This window comes from Bacillus sp. ISL-55 (assembly GCF_018613155.1).
In the GTDB taxonomy this organism is placed as follows: domain Bacteria; phylum Bacillota; class Bacilli; order Bacillales; family Cytobacillaceae; genus Mesobacillus.
This window is the reverse complement of sequence record NZ_JAGGQU010000028.1, coordinates 50,022-71,337: the sequence shown is the minus strand read 5'-3', so window position 1 is coordinate 71,337 and position 21,316 is coordinate 50,022. Positions and strand designations below refer to the sequence as shown.

General features: G+C 43.6%; 19 protein-coding genes and 2 pseudogenes. 19 read left to right on the top strand and 2 right to left on the bottom strand.

Going from position 1 to position 21,316, the window contains the following annotated elements:
• The 10 genes and pseudogenes from J7E32_RS14395 to yajC form a co-directional block, all read left to right on the top strand.
• Positions 1 to 540, top strand: a pseudogene (locus J7E32_RS14395) (hypothetical protein); the annotation flags it as partial.
• A 1-nt stretch (position 541) separates the two neighbouring features.
• Positions 542 to 1,510: a phosphotransferase gene (locus J7E32_RS14390; protein WP_214908434.1), complete on the top strand. Its 969-nt coding sequence runs from the start codon at positions 542 to 544 to the stop codon at positions 1,508 to 1,510.
• 101 nt (positions 1,511 to 1,611) lie between these two features.
• Positions 1,612 to 2,322, top strand: coding sequence for a YhcN/YlaJ family sporulation lipoprotein (locus J7E32_RS14385; RefSeq protein ID WP_214908432.1), 711 nt, complete (start codon positions 1,612 to 1,614; stop codon positions 2,320 to 2,322).
• 131 nt (positions 2,323 to 2,453) lie between these two features.
• Positions 2,454 to 3,014, top strand: coding sequence for an intercompartmental signaling factor BofC (locus tag J7E32_RS14380; protein WP_286183253.1), 561 nt, complete (start codon positions 2,454 to 2,456; stop codon positions 3,012 to 3,014).
• Positions 3,015 to 3,405: 391 nt separating this feature from the next.
• A complete protein-coding gene (gene ruvA, locus J7E32_RS14375; protein ID WP_214908430.1) occupies positions 3,406 to 4,014 on the top strand; it encodes a Holliday junction branch migration protein RuvA in 609 nt (202 codons plus the stop codon).
• 52 nt (positions 4,015 to 4,066) lie between these two features.
• Positions 4,067 to 5,068, top strand: coding sequence for a Holliday junction branch migration DNA helicase RuvB (gene ruvB / locus J7E32_RS14370; protein WP_214908428.1), 1,002 nt, complete (start codon positions 4,067 to 4,069; stop codon positions 5,066 to 5,068).
• On the top strand, positions 5,065 to 5,271 hold the full coding sequence (locus tag J7E32_RS14365; RefSeq protein WP_214908421.1) for a DUF2905 domain-containing protein: 207 nt from the start codon (positions 5,065 to 5,067) through the stop codon (positions 5,269 to 5,271). The genes ruvB and J7E32_RS14365 overlap by 4 nt, the downstream gene beginning before the upstream one ends.
• A gap of 46 nt (positions 5,272 to 5,317) precedes the next feature.
• The gene (queA, locus tag J7E32_RS14360) at positions 5,318 to 6,346 is read left to right on the top strand and encodes a tRNA preQ1(34) S-adenosylmethionine ribosyltransferase-isomerase QueA (RefSeq protein WP_214908419.1); all 1,029 of its coding nucleotides are present in this window, start codon (positions 5,318 to 5,320) and stop codon (positions 6,344 to 6,346) included.
• Positions 6,347 to 6,401: 55 nt separating this feature from the next.
• Entirely contained in the window at positions 6,402 to 7,541 is a 1,140-nt protein-coding gene (gene tgt / locus J7E32_RS14355) for a tRNA guanosine(34) transglycosylase Tgt (protein ID WP_214908415.1), read from the top strand.
• A gap of 69 nt (positions 7,542 to 7,610) precedes the next feature.
• Positions 7,611 to 7,883, top strand: a complete 273-nt coding sequence (yajC, locus tag J7E32_RS14350) for a preprotein translocase subunit YajC (RefSeq protein ID WP_214908411.1) — start codon at positions 7,611 to 7,613, stop codon at positions 7,881 to 7,883.
• A gap of 41 nt (positions 7,884 to 7,924) precedes the next feature.
• On the opposite strand, the gene J7E32_RS14345 is transcribed toward yajC, so the two are convergent.
• Complete coding sequence (locus J7E32_RS14345) at positions 7,925 to 8,311, bottom strand: TIGR04086 family membrane protein (protein WP_214908404.1); 387 nt, start codon at positions 8,309 to 8,311, stop codon at positions 7,925 to 7,927.
• A gap of 187 nt (positions 8,312 to 8,498) precedes the next feature.
• Here J7E32_RS14345 and J7E32_RS14340 point away from each other — a divergent pair, with 187 nt between their 5' ends.
• Entirely contained in the window at positions 8,499 to 9,161 is a 663-nt protein-coding gene (locus J7E32_RS14340; protein ID WP_214908401.1) for a DUF421 domain-containing protein, read from the top strand.
• Positions 9,162 to 9,225: 64 nt separating this feature from the next.
• Here J7E32_RS14340 and spoVB read toward each other — a convergent pair whose 3' ends face one another.
• Positions 9,226 to 10,788 carry a stage V sporulation protein B gene (gene spoVB / locus J7E32_RS14335; protein WP_214908399.1) on the bottom strand — a complete coding sequence of 521 codons (1,563 nt, stop codon included), beginning with the start codon at positions 10,786 to 10,788 and terminating at the stop codon, positions 9,226 to 9,228.
• Between the two features lie 123 nt (positions 10,789 to 10,911).
• Between spoVB and J7E32_RS14330 the strand changes: the two genes are divergently transcribed.
• The 8 genes and pseudogenes from J7E32_RS14330 (at position 10,912) to dtd (ending at position 21,152) form a co-directional block, all read left to right on the top strand.
• Positions 10,912 to 11,208, top strand: coding sequence for a post-transcriptional regulator (locus J7E32_RS14330; protein WP_214908397.1), 297 nt, complete (start codon positions 10,912 to 10,914; stop codon positions 11,206 to 11,208).
• Between the two features lie 227 nt (positions 11,209 to 11,435).
• On the top strand, positions 11,436 to 13,706 hold the full coding sequence (secDF, locus tag J7E32_RS14325) for a protein translocase subunit SecDF (RefSeq protein WP_214908395.1): 2,271 nt from the start codon (positions 11,436 to 11,438) through the stop codon (positions 13,704 to 13,706).
• Between the two features lie 260 nt (positions 13,707 to 13,966).
• Positions 13,967 to 14,793: pseudogene (locus J7E32_RS14320) on the top strand (cation diffusion facilitator family transporter); the annotation flags it as partial.
• Positions 14,794 to 14,813: 20 nt separating this feature from the next.
• On the top strand, positions 14,814 to 15,131 hold the full coding sequence (locus tag J7E32_RS14315; RefSeq protein WP_214908393.1) for a LapA family protein: 318 nt from the start codon (positions 14,814 to 14,816) through the stop codon (positions 15,129 to 15,131).
• Between the two features lie 163 nt (positions 15,132 to 15,294).
• A complete protein-coding gene (gene recJ, locus J7E32_RS14310; protein ID WP_214908390.1) occupies positions 15,295 to 17,661 on the top strand; it encodes a single-stranded-DNA-specific exonuclease RecJ in 2,367 nt (788 codons plus the stop codon).
• Positions 17,652 to 18,164: an adenine phosphoribosyltransferase gene (locus J7E32_RS14305; RefSeq protein WP_214908389.1), complete on the top strand. Its 513-nt coding sequence runs from the start codon at positions 17,652 to 17,654 to the stop codon at positions 18,162 to 18,164. Before recJ ends, J7E32_RS14305 begins: the two co-directional genes overlap by 10 nt.
• A 301-nt stretch (positions 18,165 to 18,465) precedes the next feature.
• On the top strand, positions 18,466 to 20,658 hold the full coding sequence (locus J7E32_RS14300) for a RelA/SpoT family protein (protein WP_214908452.1): 2,193 nt from the start codon (positions 18,466 to 18,468) through the stop codon (positions 20,656 to 20,658).
• A 53-nt stretch (positions 20,659 to 20,711) separates the two neighbouring features.
• The gene (gene dtd / locus J7E32_RS14295; RefSeq protein ID WP_214908388.1) at positions 20,712 to 21,152 is read left to right on the top strand and encodes a D-aminoacyl-tRNA deacylase; all 441 of its coding nucleotides are present in this window, start codon (positions 20,712 to 20,714) and stop codon (positions 21,150 to 21,152) included.
• Positions 21,153 to 21,316 lie beyond the last annotated feature (164 nt).

Below are 21,316 nucleotides of genomic sequence, written 5' to 3'. Positions count from 1 at the left end.
GTGGATAATCAGATGCCGATGATGCCGCAGGTCGGTGGAATGATGGATAATCAGATGCCGATGATGCCGCAGGTTGGTGGAATGATGGATAATCAGATGCCGATGATGCCGCAGGTTGGAGGAATGATGGATAACCAAATGCCGATGATGCCGCAAGTTGGTGGAATGATGGATAATCAGATGCCGATGATGCCGCAAGTTGGTGGAATGATGGATAATCAAATGCCTCAAGTTGGCGGAATGATGAAACAGCCAATGATGCCTAAGCAGGCAGTGCAGGGTGCCGGCTATGATTGTGGCTGCGGCGGACAAATGGGTAATCCTTATGGCATGATGGGAGCAGGTATGCATCACCCGCATCATATGATGATGCACCAAGGCTATCCAGGAGCTCCAGGAATGCATTTGAACCCTCATCAAGGATACCAGATGGGCATGGGTCCACAGGGGTTCATGAATCCTTATGGAGCAGGTCCGATGGGCGGAGGCTATGGTATGCCGATGCCGCGTTTCGAAGACGAAGAGAGCAATGAATATTAACATGAAGAGAAGTGGAGACGATTATTTTTTCAATCGTCTCTTCTCTTATTTAAACAGCGAACTCAACATTGGAATCAAGGAAATGACCCATTTAAGAGGAGATGTCTTTCTCGTTAAAACAGAGAATACCCGATTCATTTTAAAAGGGTATAAAGATCTGCGGAAATTAAAGATTCAAGAAGCATTTGCTTCATCTTTACGAAAATCCGGTTTTGATCAATCCTACCGATTTTATAATCTGAATAAAGATGCTCTTCATTTCGAAGGGTTATACTATGGTTGTATTGAATATATAGACCACCATGAAAAGCGTTTTGATTATGGAATTCAAGCAGACAGAGAGGAAGGCGTCGAACTGTTAAATAAATTCCATAACCATACATCGGTTCTTGTTTCTTCATATGCAAATATGCTGCCGAAAACAGATTTAGCGAAAAAATGGCACCATCGAAAGAATGAATTTATCGAAAACCAGCCAAGAGTTAATTTCTATGTGAATAAAGCCATTACCGAAGAGCTGCTGGAATGGGCGGATTTTTCTCTGAGGAATTTTATGAATTCCAGAAAAGATCTTGATACAGGGCCGCCATCCATCCTCCATGGCGATGTAGCACATCACAATTTTCTTCGCTCAAAGACAGGAAAGCTGTTCATAATTGATTTTGATTTGATCAACTCTGGATCAAGAGCATATGATATGCTGCAGTATGCAAACCGTATTCTGCCTTTTTTGGATTGGCAGTTTGAATCACTGAAAAAAATAAACCATTTGAATAAGTGGTTGGATTCTGATGCCTTTTTATACGGACTATTGTATCCTGCAGATATTTTAAGGGAATGGAACCGCTTGTTGAGAGACAGAAGCCAGACACATCCGTATGGCCTGGCACCAATCGTGGAAATGACTGTCGGTCAGTTTCAGCAAAGGAAACAATTTCAGGAAGAAGTTAAATCAAGATTGAATAATTAGGTTTTTGGACGTATCTGTCAGAATGAAAATCCAGCCCCATCCGCACTCTAATAATGAGCATGAAATAAATGCTCATTTTAGCTAGGATGGGGGTTTTTCGATTGAATAAAAAGATGTTGTTCGTACCTTTAGCTTCCTTGCTCACATTAGGACTGACGGCTTGCAACGGAAATGATGAAGCCGCTGTTCAAAGCCAGAATGCAGGTGGCGGGCAGCCGCTTGGCTATTACTCGAATGAAAAAGGGAACGAAATTGACGTAATGGATGACCGAGAGGGTGCAATCACGGAAATTTTTGACCATAATTTTGGGAAAGAGGGAACAGCTGCAGAAAACCGGAAGCGGAGGATGCTCCAGTCGCGTGATGAAAATGGCAACCCTCCGAATCCAACCGTCCCTCGTTCTGATCATGACCATAACTTTTTCCAGAGAGATAATAAATATAGCCGTGGTGATTTGAATTATCATGGACATCTTAGTGAGCACAGAGGAAGCGGCAAGGCTGGAATTTACTCCAATACTGAACAGGATAACAGATTGGCCAGCAAAGTAGGTAGGGCAGCGGAGTCTGTCGACAATGTCGATAAAGTGAGGTCCGTGTTATTTGGACGCGAAGTAGAAGTGACGGTGGCATACAAGGACAAGTCACTGAAAAAACAAACAGATAAGAAAATCAGGAAGGCAGTTCGTCCATACATTGAAGGCAGAGAGCTGCGTATCATCGAGGATGAAGGAACCTTCAGCCGCTCAAGGAACATTGATTATGATCGAAGGAATGGAAACCCAAGAGAAAGCATCAATGTTAACCCATAATAAAGATAGAAGGCAGAGTAACCTTTGCCTTCTATTTTCATGTTTACTTTAACAAGGATAAATAAGTTCATTTTGGCTACACTATTATTGAAAAAGAAATATACTCTAGCAAATAAGAGAGGTGGACAGCAATGGCTTCAATCAAATTATTAAAAACGTTCAGTACAGCTGTTATACTCCTAATGGGTCTATCGGGATGCAGTTTAGTACTTCAGACAAAGCCGGTTTTTGCTGAGAAGCCTGAAGAAGCAGTCCATGAAATCCATGAACCTCTTAAGGTCACAATCATTTTGCAAAGAGTGTATCTTGATGGTGAAATGAGTGAGGAACGTATTGAGGAAACGATTTGGTCAATGGAAGACTTTTGGGCCAAGTATGACGAATGGCAGCTAGTAGATATGGAAGCAAACAAGGCTGTGTTCAGATTGAAATATGATGATATATCACCGCTATTGAAGGCAAATGGATATTTCGGGTTGTCCGATGAAGGAGTCCTTACTATCTTCAATGGAAGGCCTGATGGTTCAAACATCATCCAATCGTTCTTTCAAATCGACCTTGGCAGACTTGAAAGCATTAAACGAGATCAATTGAAAAAAGGGATTCCAATCAGGAACAAACAATGCTATGAAGAGGTATTGGAGACTTTTAAACCATATACGGTGAGGGAGAACAGTGAAGAGCCGGGCTGACTGGCTCTTATTTGTGTTACCGAAGATTTCTGAGAGATTTTATTACTGGATAAGAAAGTTTAAATTTTATCAACTTACATTAGTGTCTAGCTGCGGCTCCTAACTCCTCGAGACGCGTGTCTAGTGTCGCCTCCTAGAAACTCCNNCTTCTTTGTCGGAGTCTCCAGTTTCTGTGTTTCTGGGCAGTCAGCTATACTTTTCGATTTCGGTCCTGCCAATGAAGTCAAAGAGCGACTTCACTGTCAGGCCCTCCAGCGCTTGTCGGAGTTGGGCAGTCGCCTCCGCATTTCTTATAAAAATGATCATACGTTCGCCTTTTCGCATATTTTTATTCATACCTTTTAAAAGAGTATGTTAAAATGAGTTACAGCAAAGCAGAGGGGCGAGAGTATTGTATGAATTCATAAAAGGTACCGTCGATTTTGTCGGTCCTGAATATATAGTCATTGAAAACAGAGGGATTGGATATCAAATCATGACACCAAATCCATTTGCATTCACGAAAGAAGCGGGTAAAGAGATTTGTATTTTTACATATCATTATGTCAGAGAAGATCTAATGGCCCTCTATGGATTTAAGAACCGTGAGGAAAAAGCACTTTTTACAAGACTTTTGAATGTCTCGGGAATCGGTCCGAAAGGGGCACTGGCCATCCTTGCGTCAGGAGAACCGGGCCAAGTTGTTCAGGCAATTGAACATGAAGATGAATCGTTCCTGGTCAAATTCCCTGGAGTAGGAAAAAAGACGGCGAGACAAATGATCCTCGATTTAAAGGGAAAGCTGCATGACCTTGTGCCAGATTACTTCCCTAACCTTTTCAATTCGGACGAGGTTGCTGCAACCATAAGCCAGTCAACTGAGTTTGATGAAGCAGTACTGGCATTGAAGGCGCTGGGCTACTCAGAAAAGGAAATACGCAAGATCACTCCAGAGTTGAAGAAAGAAAAGTTGACGACAGACCAATATATCAAGAAAGCATTACAGAAGCTACTAAAGTAACGCTGTGTTAAAAATGATCTGTTAACCAGCTTATTAGAAGGGTGAGAAACAGATGGAAGAACGAATCATCTCCAGTGAAGCGGGCGACCAGGATGTTTCATTTGAGCAGAGCCTGCGTCCGCAGACACTCAGGCAATATATCGGCCAGGATAAAGTAAAAGCAAATCTTGAAGTGTTTATCGAAGCGGCCAAAATGAGGCGTGAAACGCTGGACCATGTATTGCTATATGGACCGCCTGGTTTGGGTAAGACAACATTGGCGGCAATCATCGCCAATGAAATGGGCGTCAACCTCAGGACCACATCCGGACCGGCGATCGAAAGGCCTGGTGACCTGGCAGCAATCCTGACCGCATTGGAACCTGGCGATGTCCTGTTCATTGATGAAATTCACAGACTCCCAAGGACGATTGAGGAAGTACTCTATCCTGCCATGGAGGACTTTTGCCTTGATATCGTCATAGGGAAAGGGCCGAGCGCCCGATCCGTCAGACTTGACCTCCCGCCGTTCACGCTTGTTGGTGCGACAACCCGCGCTGGTTCGTTGTCAGCTCCATTAAGAGACAGGTTTGGAGTCTTGAGCCGTTTGGAATACTATAATGAAAAACAGCTTACCGATATTGTCGTCAGGACAGCTGAGCTTTTGGAAACTGACATCGACTGGCCTGCCGCTCTGGAGCTAGCGAGAAGATCGAGAGGGACACCGAGGATCGCCAATCGCCTATTGAAGCGAGTACGTGACTTTGCGCAGGTGCGCGGCAATGGCGCCGTAGAGGAAACACTTGCCCGGGAGGCATTGGAACTGATGCAGGTTGACCGCTTGGGACTGGACCATATCGACCATAAATTACTTAAGGGCATCATTGAAAAATACCGCGGCGGACCAGTCGGATTAGAGACTATTTCCGCGACCATCGGCGAAGAGTCGCAGACGATTGAAGATGTGTATGAACCATATTTATTGCAGATCGGTTTTTTGCAGAGGACGCCAAGGGGAAGACTTGTAACGGAGGCAGTATACCGACATTTTAACATGGAGGTGCCTGAACGATGACAGGAGCAGCAAAGTTCGTGATGATCGCAGGGGCAGTCATTTTCATCATTGGCTTTATCATGCAGTTTGTCAACTTGGGAAGGCTGCCGGGAGACATCATGATTAAAAAAGGCAACACGACCTTTTACTTTCCAATTGTGACTTCCATCCTGGCAAGCATTATTTTATCTGCGATTTTTTACTTTATCGGCCGATTCAGATGAGCGGCGCATGAACAAAATATAAAGAAAACTTAGTAAGGGTGACAACATGAAAGTAGACTTGTTTGATTTCCATTTACCAGAGGAACTAATTGCCCAGACTCCGCTCGAACAAAGAGCGGAAAGCAGGCTGATGGTATTAAATAAAGAATCGGGTAAAATAGAACATGATGTTTTCAAGAACATCAAAAACTATCTTAAACCAGGTGATTGCCTCGTCCTGAATGACACAAAAGTTCTTCCGGCAAGGCTTTTTGGCATGAAAGAAGACACAGGAGCAAAAATTGAGGTCCTGCTCCTGAAACAGCTCGAGGGTGATGAGTGGGAAACGCTTGTCAAACCAGCGAAAAGAGTGAAGGAAGGCACAAAAATCGTCTTTGGTGACGGGTTATTGACCGCAGAATGCACAGGGGAATCCGAGCATGGCGGCAGGAACCTTAAGTTTTCATATGACGGTATATTCTATGAAGTGCTGGAAGAGCTTGGTGAAATGCCGCTGCCTCCTTATATCAAGGAGCAGCTGGAGGATAAGGACAGATACCAGACCGTTTTCGCAAGGGAAAGAGGTTCTGCAGCGGCCCCGACGGCTGGCTTGCATTTTACAGAAGAATTGCTTGATGAAATTAAGGGAATGGGCGTCCATATTGCTTTTATCACTCTTCACGTAGGTTTGGGAACATTCAGGCCCGTAAGCGTCGATTCAATTGAAGAGCATGACATGCATTCAGAGTTTTACCAGGTTACAGAAGGAACAGCATTGCTGTTGAACTCTGTGCGCGAACAGGGCGGACGTATCATTACCGTCGGAACAACCTCAACGCGGACGCTCGAAACCATTGCAACAGCCAATGACGGTAAATTTGTCGCTGAAAATGGCTGGACCAGTATCTTCATTTATCCTGGATATGAGTTCAAAGCGATTGACGGGATGATTACCAATTTCCATTTGCCAAAGTCGACGCTGATTATGCTTGTGAGTGCATTGGCTGGACGCGATCATGTCCTTAATGCCTATAATCATGCAGTAGAGGAAAGGTATCGCTTTTTCAGCTTCGGCGATGCAATGTTGATCCTATAGTTTTCATGCTTTGAAAAATAATAATGAATTTGTACTTCTGGAAGGAGCTTAAACATTGTCAGCAATCCGTTACGAATTAATTAAGACCTGTAAGCAAACAGGAGCAAGGCTTGGGCGTGTACATACGCCACATGGTTCCTTTGAAACACCTGTCTTCATGCCGGTAGGTACACTGGCTACAGTTAAAACTATGTCACCTGAAGAATTGGTCCAGATGGGTGCAGGGATTATCCTGAGCAACACTTACCACCTCTGGTTAAGGCCAGGTCATGAAATAATCAAGGAGGCAGGCGGCCTGCATAAATTCATGAACTGGGACCGTGCCATCCTTACAGATTCAGGCGGTTTCCAGGTATTCTCCTTGAGCGAGTTCAGAAAGATCGAAGAAGAAGGCGTCCATTTCCGCAATCACTTAAATGGAGACAAGCTCTTCCTTTCACCGGAGAAGGCGATGGAAATCCAGAATGCCCTCGGGTCAGATATCATGATGGCATTCGATGAGTGCCCGCCATACCCTGCTGAATATGATTATATGAAAAAGTCGGTAGAACGGACTTCCCGCTGGGCAGAACGCTGCCTGACTGCGCATCAGCGTCCACAGGACCAGGGCTTATTCGGAATCGTTCAGGGCGGAGAATATGAGGAATTGAGAAAGCAGAGTGCGAAGGACCTTGTTTCCATGGACTTCCCGGGCTATGCTGTCGGGGGCCTTTCAGTCGGCGAACCGAAGGATGTCATGGACAGAGTGCTGGAATTCACGACACCATGGCTGCCAGCGGACAAGCCGCGCTATCTGATGGGGGTAGGTTCACCAGATTCATTGATTGATGGTGCCATCCGCGGAATTGATATGTTCGATTGTGTGCTGCCAACTCGTATTGCAAGGAATGGCACATTGATGACGAGCGAGGGAAGATTGGTCGTCAAGAACGCGAAATTTGCTCGTGACTTTGGACCGCTGGATCCGAACTGCGATTGCTATACATGCAAAAATTACAGCAGGGCGTACATCCGCCACTTGATTAAAACGGATGAATCGTTTGGAATTCGACTTACTTCTTACCATAATCTCTATTTTCTGCTAAAATTAATGGAGCAGGTCAGACAGGCAATCCGTGAAGACCGTCTGGGGGACTTTAGAGAAGAGTTCTTTGAGCAATATGGCTACAATAAGCCGAATGCCAAAAACTTCTAAATAAACTGCTTTTAATAAGGCTGTTTCGCGATGCGGACAATGCCAATCAATGAAAGGAGGGGAAAATGAATGGAAGGACTATTAGGTACAGTATTCCCATTATTGCTGATGTTTGTATTGTTCTACTTTTTACTGATCCGCCCTCAGCAAAAGAGGCAAAAGGCGGTTCAGCAAATGCAGAGTGACCTTGCAAAAGGTGATAAGGTAGTAACGATCGGCGGTTTGCATGGAATTGTTGATGCAATTGATGAAGCAACTGTTGTCATCAAATGTGGAGACGGAAGCCGTCTTACATATGACCGCGCGGCAATTCGCGATGTCAAAGAATCTGCAGGTGTTTAAATTAAATGATAAAAAAGAAGCGAACTCGGTTCGCTTCTTTTTTATGCCTTAGATGGACCGCCGACGATGTTTACCCCAAGGATTCCGCCCATCATTGCCGTAAGTATATAGCAAATATGGTAGATAACTTGTTCAAGTGAGAATAAACTGTCATAGCCCAGGTATTGGAACAAGAAAATAATCAAAGAATATGCCAGCCCTGTAGCTCCCCCGATCATCCAGCCTTTTTCTTTGCCGTTTCCGCCAGTAATAAAGCCTCCGATGAAAATCGACAAAAAGGAAATAGATGTCATGACGTATTGAAGCGAAGATTCTTGGACGGAGGTGAACTTTAAAAGAAGAGAAAATATAAAGCTGCTTACGATTGCCAACAGGAATATTGCAATCACCCCGTACAGGACGGCCCTGCCTAAATTTTTGGATTCCATTAACCCCTCTCCTCTCTGATCTAATCCCTCTAAACGGGAATTGCCTAGTACAAGCATATTCACGGTCATGGACAAATAGAATCAGTTTTTATTCTGGAACTCACTGAAAAATAAATGAAACAATAAGTATGATTTTACTGCTGGGTTAAAGACTAAGAAGGAATGCTGCGTGAAGGGAGGGAGAAAAGTGGAACAATATTTCATCATCCTGTTTAGGACAGTTTTCCTTTATTTATTGATTTTGTTGATATTTCGCTTAATGGGTAAAAGAGAAATCGGTGAATTGAGCATCCTGGACTTGGTTGTCTATATAATGATTGCGGAGATGGCATCCTTGGCTATTGAAAACACGAAAGATCCCTTGATCAACACTCTTCTCCCAATAGGTTTATTTGTCATCATTCAAATTGCACTGGCAATGCTTTCGCTTAAAAGTAAAAAATTCAGGGATATCGTCGATGGAAAGCCGACAATTATAATTAATAATGGCAAAATAGACGAGAAGGCGATGAGATCGCAAAGGTATAACTTTGATGATTTGCTTCTTCAATTGCGTGAAAAAGATGTCGGTAATATCGCTGATGTTGAATATGCTATTCTCGAGCCTTCTGGGACACTTTCTATTTTTCAAAAAGGCCAGGAAAACGATAAAGGACAAGAGGAGAATGGAAGCTTAGCTCTGCCATTAATCGTTGACGGAGAAATCCAGGAGGATAATCTTATTCTGATTGACAAATCAAAAGCTTGGCTGCTTCAGGAATTAAAGAAAAATGGTTATGAGGAAACTAAGGACATTTCTTTTTGCAGCTTTCAGAACGGTGAATTCTATATTGATATGAAAGACAGATAAAAAACGTGGACAAAAATTCCACGTTTTTTATCTGGTGTTGTTTTAATTTAGCAGTTTCAGCCTTTTACATATGAGTTTTCCTGAAAAAAGAAGATATGACAGACCGGATGCGGAGAAGTTCATTCTTCCTGATCAAGCCTAGAGCAATAGCGAGAACAATGTAAAGGACACTCATTAATGCTGCGCTGGATAAAACTTTAACAGTTAGTCCAATGCTTTCATCCAACCAGTCCCAAAGCAGGAATCCAAGCGTTCCTGCAAGTATGATCAGCGCAAACATCTTAATATAATCCTTTATATAGAAGGTGAAGGAAACTGCCTTGAGCATTGTGGCGAAGTGCAGAAGTGTAATCAGAACAATTCCCATTACCATCCCAAGTGCTACACCGTTGATGCCAAAGGCAGGCTGACTTGCCAAAAGGAAAATGACAGCAGTCTTGGCAAGGTTCCCAATCAGACTGTTAATCATGGCAGCTCTTGCTAAATCAAGAGCCTGCAGTGCTGCCTGCAATGGGCCCTGGAAATAATAGAAGAGGAAGAATGGTGCCATTAGCTTTATGAACTGGGCCCCATTAGCTGTTCCATACATTAATGTCATTAACGGTTCGGCCAATACATAAAGGACGACGACAGCAAGGCCGCCTGTTAACAGAGAAAAACGCAGAGATTGCTGTAAAAGATGTTGTATTACTTTTGTGTTTTTCTGTGAGTTTGCTTCGCTAATCGCCGGGACAAGGGAGGTCGACAGCGAATAAGTGATAAACGACGGCAATAACAGCAATGGCATAGCGAATCCGGTCAAGGCTCCATATTGTTTCGTGGCGGCGACGGCGGCCACACCGGCAATCGCCAGACTGTGTGCAACGACGATTGGTTCGAAAAACCAGGAGACAGAGCCGATCAGCCTTGAACCTGTAGTCGGCAAGGCAATCCTCATTAAATCATTGAAGGTCGATTTTCCCGAATGTACGAACTGAAAAAAGTTCTTCCGCAGCCTGAATTTTTTTCGGAGCTTGAAAGTCGTCATGAGATAGATTAGAGATATGAGCTCCCCAATCACAGAGGCAATCATGGCACCTGCTGCCGCATATTCAATTCCATAAGGCATGAACGTCGCTGTCAGAACAGCAATCAACGTGATCCGTACTAGCTGTTCAATCACCTGGGAGATTGCGGAAGGGCGCATATTCTGCCTTCCCTGGAAGTAGCCGCGGAGAACCGAGGATACCGCAACGATTGGTACGATTGGTGCGATGGCTAGCAACGGCCATTGTGTCCGGGGATCCGTGAACAACGTCTCAGACAAGTATGGAGCAAGGAAAATGAGAGCCGGTGTAAAGACAACAGATAGCGATATAGTGGTTGCAAGCGAAACGACAAGGATTTTCTTGATCTTTCGGAAGTCGCCTCTTGCCTCGGCTTCAGCTACATTTTTCGAAATCGCGACTGGGAGACCCAGTTGTGTAATCGTCACGACAAGCACCAAAGTGGGGAAGGCCATCATGTAAAGTCCAACACCTTCTTCTCCGATGGAACGGGCAATGACGATTCGATTTATGAAACCAAGCACTCTCGTGACGAGCCCGGCCACTAACAAAATAAAGGTTCCCTTTAAAAACTTCGACATTCCGCTCCCTGCCTTCTCAAAAATGCATATTTCATATACAATTAACTATATGCAAGAAAGTGGACAAAGCATGACAAGGTTAAGACATTAAAAGACTAGAAAATTGGACGAGGGGGCCATGGGATGAACTCAAGCCATCAATACGGACGGTTCTACAAGCAGGTAAAGCCGGCATTGGAAAGCAAAATTGAAGAATTCGAAATATTCGGTTATGAACAGGTTAAAGAAAAAGAATTATGGGATTATCTCACAAAGAAAAAATGGAAGAAACCGAAAGAAGAAATACAAATGTATGAAATCATCGCTGATATTTTATCCGCGAAAATCGGAGACGTAATGAATTTCACTACCGTCGAAGCCTTTAAACTGGGTGACTTTACTCTAGATGACGAAGCGGAGCGAAAGGAACTTCTAAAGTAGCAGGGGCAAATAGCTTATTCGTCTGAGCTACCTGAAAAAATCAAGGTGCCGATTTTTTTTAGAGAGAGACTTTCTTTATTCAGTTAACGGAAATGCTTAATTGACAGTTTTTTTAATCTGTTACATAATTAGAATGCTATAAATTGGCTACTGTCTATTTTTTTGGTCTTATTGTTTTATTTGTCTGGCAGCATGTTTGTGCGAAGAATAAGGAGGATTTATACATAATGGTAAAACGCAGCCGCATCGTGGCCTTCTTTTTGCTGGTTATCTTAATTGGAAGTGCCATGGGTGCAACAACCCAGAGTATATTGAAGGATATCAAACTAGGTCTTGACCTGCAGGGTGGTTTTGAGGTTCTTTATGAAGTCACGCCTCTAAATGGAAAAGAGGGCGAGAAAGTTGACCGTGAAACCTTGAAGAGCACTGCTGAAGCTCTTGAGCGAAGGGTCAATGTCCTCGGTGTCAGTGAACCTAATATCCAAATTGAGGGAGATGACCGGATCCGCGTTCAGCTCGCTGGCGTAAAAGATCAGAATAAAGCGCGTGAGATCCTTTCTACCGAAGCGAATCTTACTTTCCGTGACGTGAACGATCGCGTCATGATGGATGGAAGTGACTTGGAAGAAAACGGAGCGAAGCAAAGCTTCGACCAGCAAAACAAGCCGAGTATTTCGATTACTCTTAAAGATGGAGACCAATTCGGTGAGATCACAAAGGAAATCCGTGATATGGCTCCGGAAAATCAGCTGATTATCTGGCTGGATTTCGAGGAAGGCAAGGATTCCTATAAGGAAGAAAGGATGAAGCCTGAACCGAAGTTCCTTTCCAATCCAAATGTTGATAAGATCCTTAACCAAAAAAATGTTGAAATCACAGGTAATTTTACCATTGAAGAAGCGCAGCAGCTGGCTTCTTTGCTCAATGCAGGGTCATTGCCGGTTAATCTAGAAGAAACGTATTCTACTTCTGTGGGAGCGAAGTTTGGTGAACAGGCTCTTAATGAAACAGTCTTTGCTGGGATCATCGGCATTCTAGCTGTATTCGTGTTCATGCTGGCAATCTACCGTATCCCTGGAATCGTTGCAGTCGTAACGTTATCAATTTATGTTTACCTCATCCTGCTTGTATTTGATTGGATGAATGGTGTACTCACACTGCCTGGAATCGCGGCCTTGATCCTCGGTGTCGGTATGGCGGTGGATGCAAATATCATCACTTATGAACGGATCAAAGAAGAATTAAAGGTTGGCCGGAATATCAAAGCTGCATTCGATGCGGGCAGCAAAGGCTCCCTGTCTACCATCTTTGATGCCAACATCACGACTTTGCTAGCGGCAATCGTATTATTCGCGTACGGGACAAGCTCTGTAAAAGGCTTTGCGACCATGCTGATCATCAGTATTCTTGCAAGCTTTATCACAGCAGTCTTCGGTGCACGCTTGTTCCTTGGATTGCTAGTGAACAGCGGATTGTTCAAGAACAAGCCGGGATTGTTCGGCGTAAAACCTAGTGAGGTCCATGATATCTCTGAAGGCTTAGATTCAATGGATTTGAAAACTAGATTCGATCGTTTCGATTTCATCAAGAGCCGAAACAAGTTCTTTACCGCCTCAGCTGTCCTTATTGGTATAGGCCTGATTGCACTCCTGGTGTTCCGCCTGAATCTTGGAATCGATTTTGCGGCTGGGACAAGGGTAGAGGTAATGTCTGACAGCAAACTTTCAGCGGAACAGTTGAAGGAAGAGCTTAAGCAAGTTAATCTGGAAACAAACGATATTGTCATCTCCGGTGATAATGGTGAAATTGGCGTTGCAAGATTTAAGACAGTACTTTCCAAAGATGAGATCTCTGAGCTTAAGTCTCACTTCAAGGAAGAGTTCGGAGCTGAACCAAACGTCGGTACAGTTTCACCAACGATAGGGAAAGAACTGGCTAAGAACGCCATGATTGCAGTTGCCATTGCTTCCGTGGGGATCATTATCTATGTAACGATCCGATTCGAGATATACATGGCGTTGGCCGCTATAATCGCACTGCTTCATGACGCATTCTTTATCATTGTCCTATTCAGTCTCACAAGGCTTGAAGTGGATATCACATTCATCGCAGCCGTCCTGACGATTGTCGGTTACTCGATTAATGATACGATTGTTACCTTTGACAGGATGCGTGAGAATATGGTGAAGAAGAAACGCTTGAAGACACCGGAAGATATTGCGGATGTCGTGAACTCTGCTCTTCGCCAGACACTTGGCCGCTCAGTCAACACGATCCTGACTGTTGTCATAACAGTTGTGGCTCTGTTGATTTTCGGAAGTTCATCCATCTGGAATTTCTCTTTCGCTCTCCTTATTGGCCTGATTGCCGGTACTTATTCTTCCATCTTCATCGCAGCACAGCTGTGGTATGTATGGAAAAATAAAGAGCTTAAGAAAAAAGGCACAATCAAGACTTACAAGGAAAAGAAAGTCTACTCAGATGAGCCGCAGGTTTAATTTCATAACTAAAACTTCAATACCACGGGGAAACCCCGTGGTATTTTTTTATCCAAGGTTAGAAAAGCCATTTTTCAGGATAAAATAAAAGGAATGCCGACAGACTAAATATGGTGGAAAAAGAAGAACGATGTAAAAGCTCTGTACAGGGAGGGACTTTGGTATTGGAAAAAGATGTTCGATTTAAGAAAGCGGAATTCGCGGCAATGGTTGGTGTTGTCGGCAATATTTTACTAGCAATATTAAAGTGGGGAGTAGGCATTTATGCGAACAGTAAAGCACTTGTAGCGGATGCCGTTCATTCTGCATCTGATGTAGTTGGTTCATTAGCTGTATACATAGGTCTCAAGGCAGCGAAAGCTCCGCCGGATGAAGACCATCCTTACGGCCATGGAAAGGCCGAATCAATTGCAGCAATCATTGTTGCAGTCTTATTGATGCTCGTGGGTGTCGAAATCGCAGATCATCGTTCGAGGCATTCTTTCAGCCCATTGAACCTCCCAAATCCATCGCGATTGTGGCTGTAGTCGTTTCAATTATCGTAAAAGAGGGAATGTTCCGGTACAAATACAAATTGGGTAAACAATTGAATAGTGATGCGCTCATCGTTAATGCATATGAGCATAGATCGGATGTCTATTCTTCCATAGCAGCACTTATAGGGATCAGCGCTGCAGTGTTAGGCGGCATCTTTGGTATAGGCTGGCTTGAATATGCCGACCCGGTGACCGGGCTGCTCGTAGCCTTGCCGGTCATCAGGATGGCTTGGAAGCTCGGCAAGGAATCAATCCACAACACACTTGATCATGTGCTTCATGATGAGGATACAGAAGAATTCAGGAATGTTGTTCAGTCAATACCAGAAGTGAAAAAATTGGATGAATTACATGCCAGAGAGCATGGTCATTATGTTATCATTGATTTGAAAATATCTGTCGATCCACATATTACCGTTGAACAAGGCCACCGGATTGGAAAATCTGTGAAAAAGAAACTGATGGAAAACAAAAATGTCCAAAATGTTATGGTCCATATTAATCCATACAGTGAGAGTGGAAGTTTTAAAGATGACATAGATATTCAATAAGTCTCTTGGGAGGAGATAGCATGAAGTTTCAATGGACATTGCTGCTGGGACTCGCATTTGCATTGATTGTAGCTGTTTTTGCAGTCATCAATGTCGATTCAGTAACAGTGAACTATTTATTTGGGGAATCAGAATGGCCGTTAATTTTGGTCATCTTAGGCTCTGTATTGATGGGCGGTATCATTGTTGGCTCTGTCGGTCTATTCAGGATGTTTGTGCTTCAAAGGGAAGTAAAGACACTGAAGAAGAAAAACAACTCACTAGAAGCTCAGCTGGCCCAAAAGGAAACTCTGCCGGAGGAAACAGCACCCCAGCACGAAATAGAAGATATTCATTAATCCAGCAAAATGGCAGCATACAAATATGCTGCCATTTTACTATATTTGCACTTGTTTAAACTGAATCTTGACTGTTCATAAATTAAAAGCCCCTTATTAGCATTCATTGTCATTGAAACCGACTCTTCGCTTTTGTATAATGAAAAAGCTGAGAGGTGAACGTATGTTAAAGCCAAAATCAAGGTGGATTGTTAGAAAATCCGACCAGACAATAATAGATTCACTCGCTAAAGACCTGAACATAAATCATCTGACTGCTTCTCTGTTAGTCAATCGCGGACTGGATACCGTGGAAGATGCCCGGTATTTTTTATTTGGGCAAAAAAGCGAATTTCACGACCCATTTTTGCTGAAAGATATGGATAAGGCAGTTGAGCGGATCAATAAGGCAATAGAAACGCAGGAGCCTATTTTGGTATTTGGTGATTATGATGCGGATGGTGTAAGCAGTACGACGGTCCTGATGAAAGCCCTGGCTGAACTCGGAGCGAACGCCGACTATTACATACCGAACCGTTTTACAGAAGGGTACGGTCCTAATGAGAAAGCATTCCGCAGTGCTGCAGACAGCGGAGTTGGCTTGATCATTACTGTCGATACGGGCATTTCAGCTCTTCATGAAGCAGCTGTTGCCAAAGACTTAGGTGTCGACCTCATCATAACGGATCACCATGAACCGGGTCCCGTCCTTCCTGATGCGTTTGCGATCATCCATCCAAAGCTGGAAGACAGTGTATACCCTTTCAAGGATTTAGCCGGTGTAGGTGTCGCTTTTAAGGTGGCACACGCTTTGCTTGGGAGAGTTCCGGAGCATTTGTTGGAGTTCGCCGCTATCGGGACAATTGCCGACCTTGTACCTTTGCTTGGGGAGAACAGGCTCATTGCTCTAAGAGGAATAGAGAAATTGAAGTCGAGCCAGACACCTGGTTTGAATGCACTGCTTAAGCTGGCCAAAACAGACAGGGCAGCCATTGATGAAGAAACAATCGGCTTTATGATTGGCCCTAGGGTTAATGCAGCCGGACGACTCGGCAGCGCTGACCCTGCCGTTCAATTGATGATGACTCATGATCCGGAAGAGGCGATGATGCTTGCGGAAGAGATTGATTCAATCAATAAAGAACGCCAGAACATTGTTTCACAAATTGCCGAGGAAGCAGTTGCGGAAGTGGAAATGTATTATCCAATAAAAGATAATTCAGTTCTTGTCGTCGGCAAGGAAGGCTGGAACGCAGGAGTTATTGGCATCGTAGCCTCCAAGCTCGTTGAAAAATATTACCGCCCAACAATCGTGCTTAGTTTCGATAAAGAGAAGGGGCTTGCAAAGGGTTCTGCACGAAGTATCGCCGGTTTTGATCTTTTTAAGAATCTATCAACCTGCAGAGATATCCTTCCGCATTTTGGCGGCCATCCAATGGCTGCGGGCATGACATTGAATCTTGATGATGTTGACGCATTAAGGTCAAAATTGAATGGACTGGCAAAAGAACAGCTGAAAGAAGAAGACCTAATTCCGGTATCTCATATCGATGCCAGGATCGATGTTAAAGAGATTACGATTGAAACGATAAATGAACTTGGAATGCTTTCTCCATACGGTGTAAGCAACCCTAAACCGAAAGTGATGATTGATGGAGCCAATATTTCGACTCTAAGAAAGATAGGTGCAGATCAGTCACATCTTAAGCTGGCACTTGAAGAGGACGGTACGGTGATCGATGGAATAGGATTCGGCTTTGGCTATCTCCATGACCATATCTCGCCGAGCTCGAAACTGTCGGTCATTGGCGAACTTTCGATCAACGAGTGGAACAATAATAAGAAGCCGCAGATTTTTCTCCGGGACGTAGCCGTCAAGTCCTGGCAGCTATTCGATTTCCGCGGGCTTAAAAGGTTGGAAAAGCTTCCAGGCATGATTCCGGGGAGTAATATAAAGTGGATTCTCTTTAACTCCGATTTAAAAAATAAGTTTTCTCCTATTATCGGAGACTCATTGGAACTGCTATCCACAGCTGAGCAAGCTGAGCAAATTGAGTTCGACCAATCCAATGTCGTTCTGTTGGATTTGCCGGCTTCGAAAGATATACTTGAGAAGTTATTCGCCGGGAAAAATCCGGGCAGAATCTATGTCCATTTTTACAAAGAGAACAGTGATTTCTTTACCACCATGCCAACACGAGAGCATTTCAAATGGTTTTACGCTTTCCTAGCAAAGAAAGGGCCATTTGATCTAAAGCGTTACGGTGACGATTTGGCCAAGCATAGAGGGTGGACAAAAGAAACAATAGATTTCATGTCGAAGGTGTTTTTTGAACTAGATTTTGTTAAAATAAACAATGGGTTTATTTCACTAGTAGAAAACGTCCCAAAAAGGGATCTAACTGAATCCAAAACATATCAGCACAAGGTGCAAGCATTCACTCTTGAAAATGAATTGCTCTACTCATCGTATGAGCAATTGAAGAGTTGGTTTGACCAATTCATTCAAGAGTCGGTGAAAAATGAGGAGGCAATTATTCAATGGATTTGAAACAATTTGTAACAATCGTTCCCGATTGGCCAAAGCCCGGCATTAAATTTAAGGACATCACAACCTTAATGGACAATGGCGAGGCTTATAGATATGCAACAGACCAAATCGTGATTTATGCCCGTGAAAAGCAAATCGACCTTGTAGTCGGTCCTGAAGCACGCGGCTTCATCATCGGTTGTCCGGTTGCCTATGCCCATGGTGTAGGATTCGCTCCTGTCAGGAAGGAAGGAAAACTTCCGCGCGAAACAATCAAGGTCAATTACGGACTTGAATATGGCAGTGACGTTTTAACAATCCATAAAGACGCGATCAAGCCAGGACAAAGAGTATTGATCACCGATGACTTGCTGGCAACTGGCGGAACGATCGATGCAACGATCAAGCTTGTTGAAGAACTTGGAGGAATCGTTGCAGGTATCGCCTTCCTGATTGAACTTACGTATCTCGATGGCCGCAAAAAGCTGGATGGCTATGATATTTTAACTTTGATGCAATATTAAATTGACCGGGCGCTTCATTGTGAAGTGCCCTTTTCTTATAATCAGAGAAATGCATTCAAACGCATCTTTGTATTAAAAATAACCCTATTTTTTAATGAAATAAAATATCTTTCGACAATTTTTTTAAATTCTGCTGTAAAATCTCTTCCTTTCTCTTTACATCTTTGATTTTTTCTTTGATAATAGTAACAATCCTTTATAAGAATAATTATTGTGAATAAAGATTTTTACTTTTATGTCCTTGGTTCCCGCTGGAGAGAAAATGCGGGTTAATATAAAGAAATTTAAATTAGGTGATCCTATGGCGAATGACCAGGTAATGACCGCAGAACAAGTCATTGACTGTACAAAATCATATTTGAATGATGAAAATATTGAATTGGTAAAAAAGGCATATGAGTTCGCCAGACAGGCTCATCATGATCAATTCAGAAAATCCGGGGAACCGTATATCATCCACCCGATCCAGGTTGCAGGGATTCTGGCTGACCTTGAGATGGACCCTGCTACGGTTGCGGCTGGTTTTCTTCATGATGTCGTCGAAGATACCGCTGTAACGCTTGATGATATTAGCGAGGCCTTCAACGACGAAGTGGCCATGCTTGTGGATGGCGTGACGAAGCTTGGTAAAATAAAGTACAAGTCGCATGAAGAACAACAGGCGGAAAACCACCGGAAGATGTTTGTTGCCATGGCTCAGGATATTCGTGTCATCTTGATTAAGCTGGCTGACCGTCTTCATAACATGAGGACCCTGAAGCATTTACCGAGTGAAAAACAGCGCAGGATTTCGAATGAAACGCTTGAAATATTTGCGCCGCTGGCTCACAGGCTCGGTATTTCAAAAATCAAATGGGAACTTGAAGATACAGCGTTACGCTATCTGAATCCGCAGCAATATTACCGTATTGTCAATCTGATGAAAAAGAAGAGAGCAGAGCGCGAGCAATATCTTGTTGAAGTCATTGATGAAGTGAAAGATAGGCTGAATGAAGTTTCGATCAAGGCTGAAATCTCAGGAAGGCCGAAGCATATATACAGCATCTATCGTAAAATGGTGCTCCAAAATAAGCAGTTCAATGAAATCTATGATTTGCTGGCTGTCAGGATTGTTGTCAACAGCATCAAGGACTGCTACGCAATCCTTGGTATCATCCATACTTGCTGGAAACCGATGCCTGGCCGATTCAAGGACTATATCGCGATGCCGAAGCCTAATATGTACCAATCACTGCATACTACTGTAATCGGCCCTAAAGGCGATCCGCTGGAAGTCCAGATCAGAACAGATGAAATGCACAGAATTGCTGAATTCGGGGTTGCGGCCCACTGGGCATATAAAGAGGGCAAACCAACTGACGCTTCCAATTTTGAAACGAAGCTTTCATGGTTCCGTGAAATCCTTGAATTCCAGAATGACACTGCGAATGCAGAAGAGTTCATGGAATCTCTAAAAATTGACCTTTTCTCGGATATGGTATTTATTTTCACTCCGAAAGGCGATGTCATCGAATTGCCTGCAGGATCGGTACCAATTGATTTTGCCTATCGGATCCACTCCGAGATCGGCAATAAGACGATCGGTGCCAAGGTAAATGGCAAAATGGTGACTTTAGATTACCAGTTGAAGACGGGGGATATCATTGAAATTCTCACTTCAAAGCATTCCTATGGACCGAGTAAGGACTGGTTGAAGCTTGCCCAAACCTCACAGGCCAAAAACAAAATTCGCCAATTCTTCAAGAAACAGCAGAAGGACGAAAATGTTGAAAAAGGCCGTGAGCTTCTGGAAAAAGAAATCCGCAATATGGATTTTGATGTTAAGGAAATTTTGACATCTGAAAACTTGAAAAAGGTTTCGGAGAAATATAATTTCACCAATGAAGAAGATCTGTTTGCTTCAATTGGTTACAACGGAATAACCGCCCTCCAGGTGGCGAACAGGCTGACAGAAAAACTGCGCAAGCAGCGTGATATGGAACAAGAAAAGGACATTTCAAATGCTGTTTCCGAGCTTAAATCATTTTCACCTGCCAAGAAGCGGGAATCTGGTGTCCGGGTGTCTGGTATCGATAATTTGCTGATCAGGCTATCCCGTTGCTGCAACCCTGTACCTGGAGACGATATTGTTGGTTTTATTACAAAAGGCCGGGGAGTATCTGTTCACCGTTCTGATTGCACCAACATCCATACAGAGGATGCGCAGGCAAGGCTGATTCCGGTAGAATGGGAAACCGCCTTGAATGACCGCAAAGAATATAATGTCGATATCGAAATCAGCGGCTATGACCGCAGGGGATTGCTGAACGAAGTACTCCAGGCCGTAAATGAAACGAAAACAAACATTACTGCAGTATCCGGGAAATCTGACAAAAATAAAATGGCGACTATCAACATGTCGATCGCCATCCATAACGTAAGCCATCTGCAAAAAGTTGTGGACCGGATCAAGCAAATTCCAGACATCTATGCAGTCAGAAGGGTAATGAGTTAATCTGATTAGAACCATAAGCAAATTGTGGAGACCGATGTGTAAGGAGATTCGCGATGCGTTTAGTGATACAGAGAAGCAAAGAAGCAAAAGTAACAGTTGATGGAGAGATAACAGGCTCCATTAATAAGGGGTTTGTCATCCTTGTGGGCGTAACCCATGAAGATACAGAAAAAGATGCTGCCTTTCTTGCCGAGAAAGCTGCTAATCTCAGGGTGTTTGAAGATGAAGCAGGAAAGATGAACCTGTCCCTTCTCGATGTAGAAGGAGAGATTCTTTCTGTTTCGCAATTTACCCTGTATGGCGACTGCCGCAAGGGGCGCCGTCCGAACTTCATGGACGCAGCCAGGCCAGACCATGCAGAAACTGTCTATGAAGCATTCAACACCTTCCTCGCTGAAAAAGGAATCCAAGTCGAAACCGGTGTATTTGGCGCCATGATGGACGTTCAATTGACAAATGACGGCCCTGTTACATTGATTATCGATAGTAAATAAGCAAAAGGCAAAGAAGGGATCCCCACTGATGGGATCCCTTCTTTTTAGTATATAGGGACTTGTAGTGCCTACAGATTCCCTTAGGCATTGTCATAAAAGTACGATTGCGAAGAAAGACACCCTTATGCGTTAGTTTGCAGAGACATAAGGGTCCCTTTCGCAAA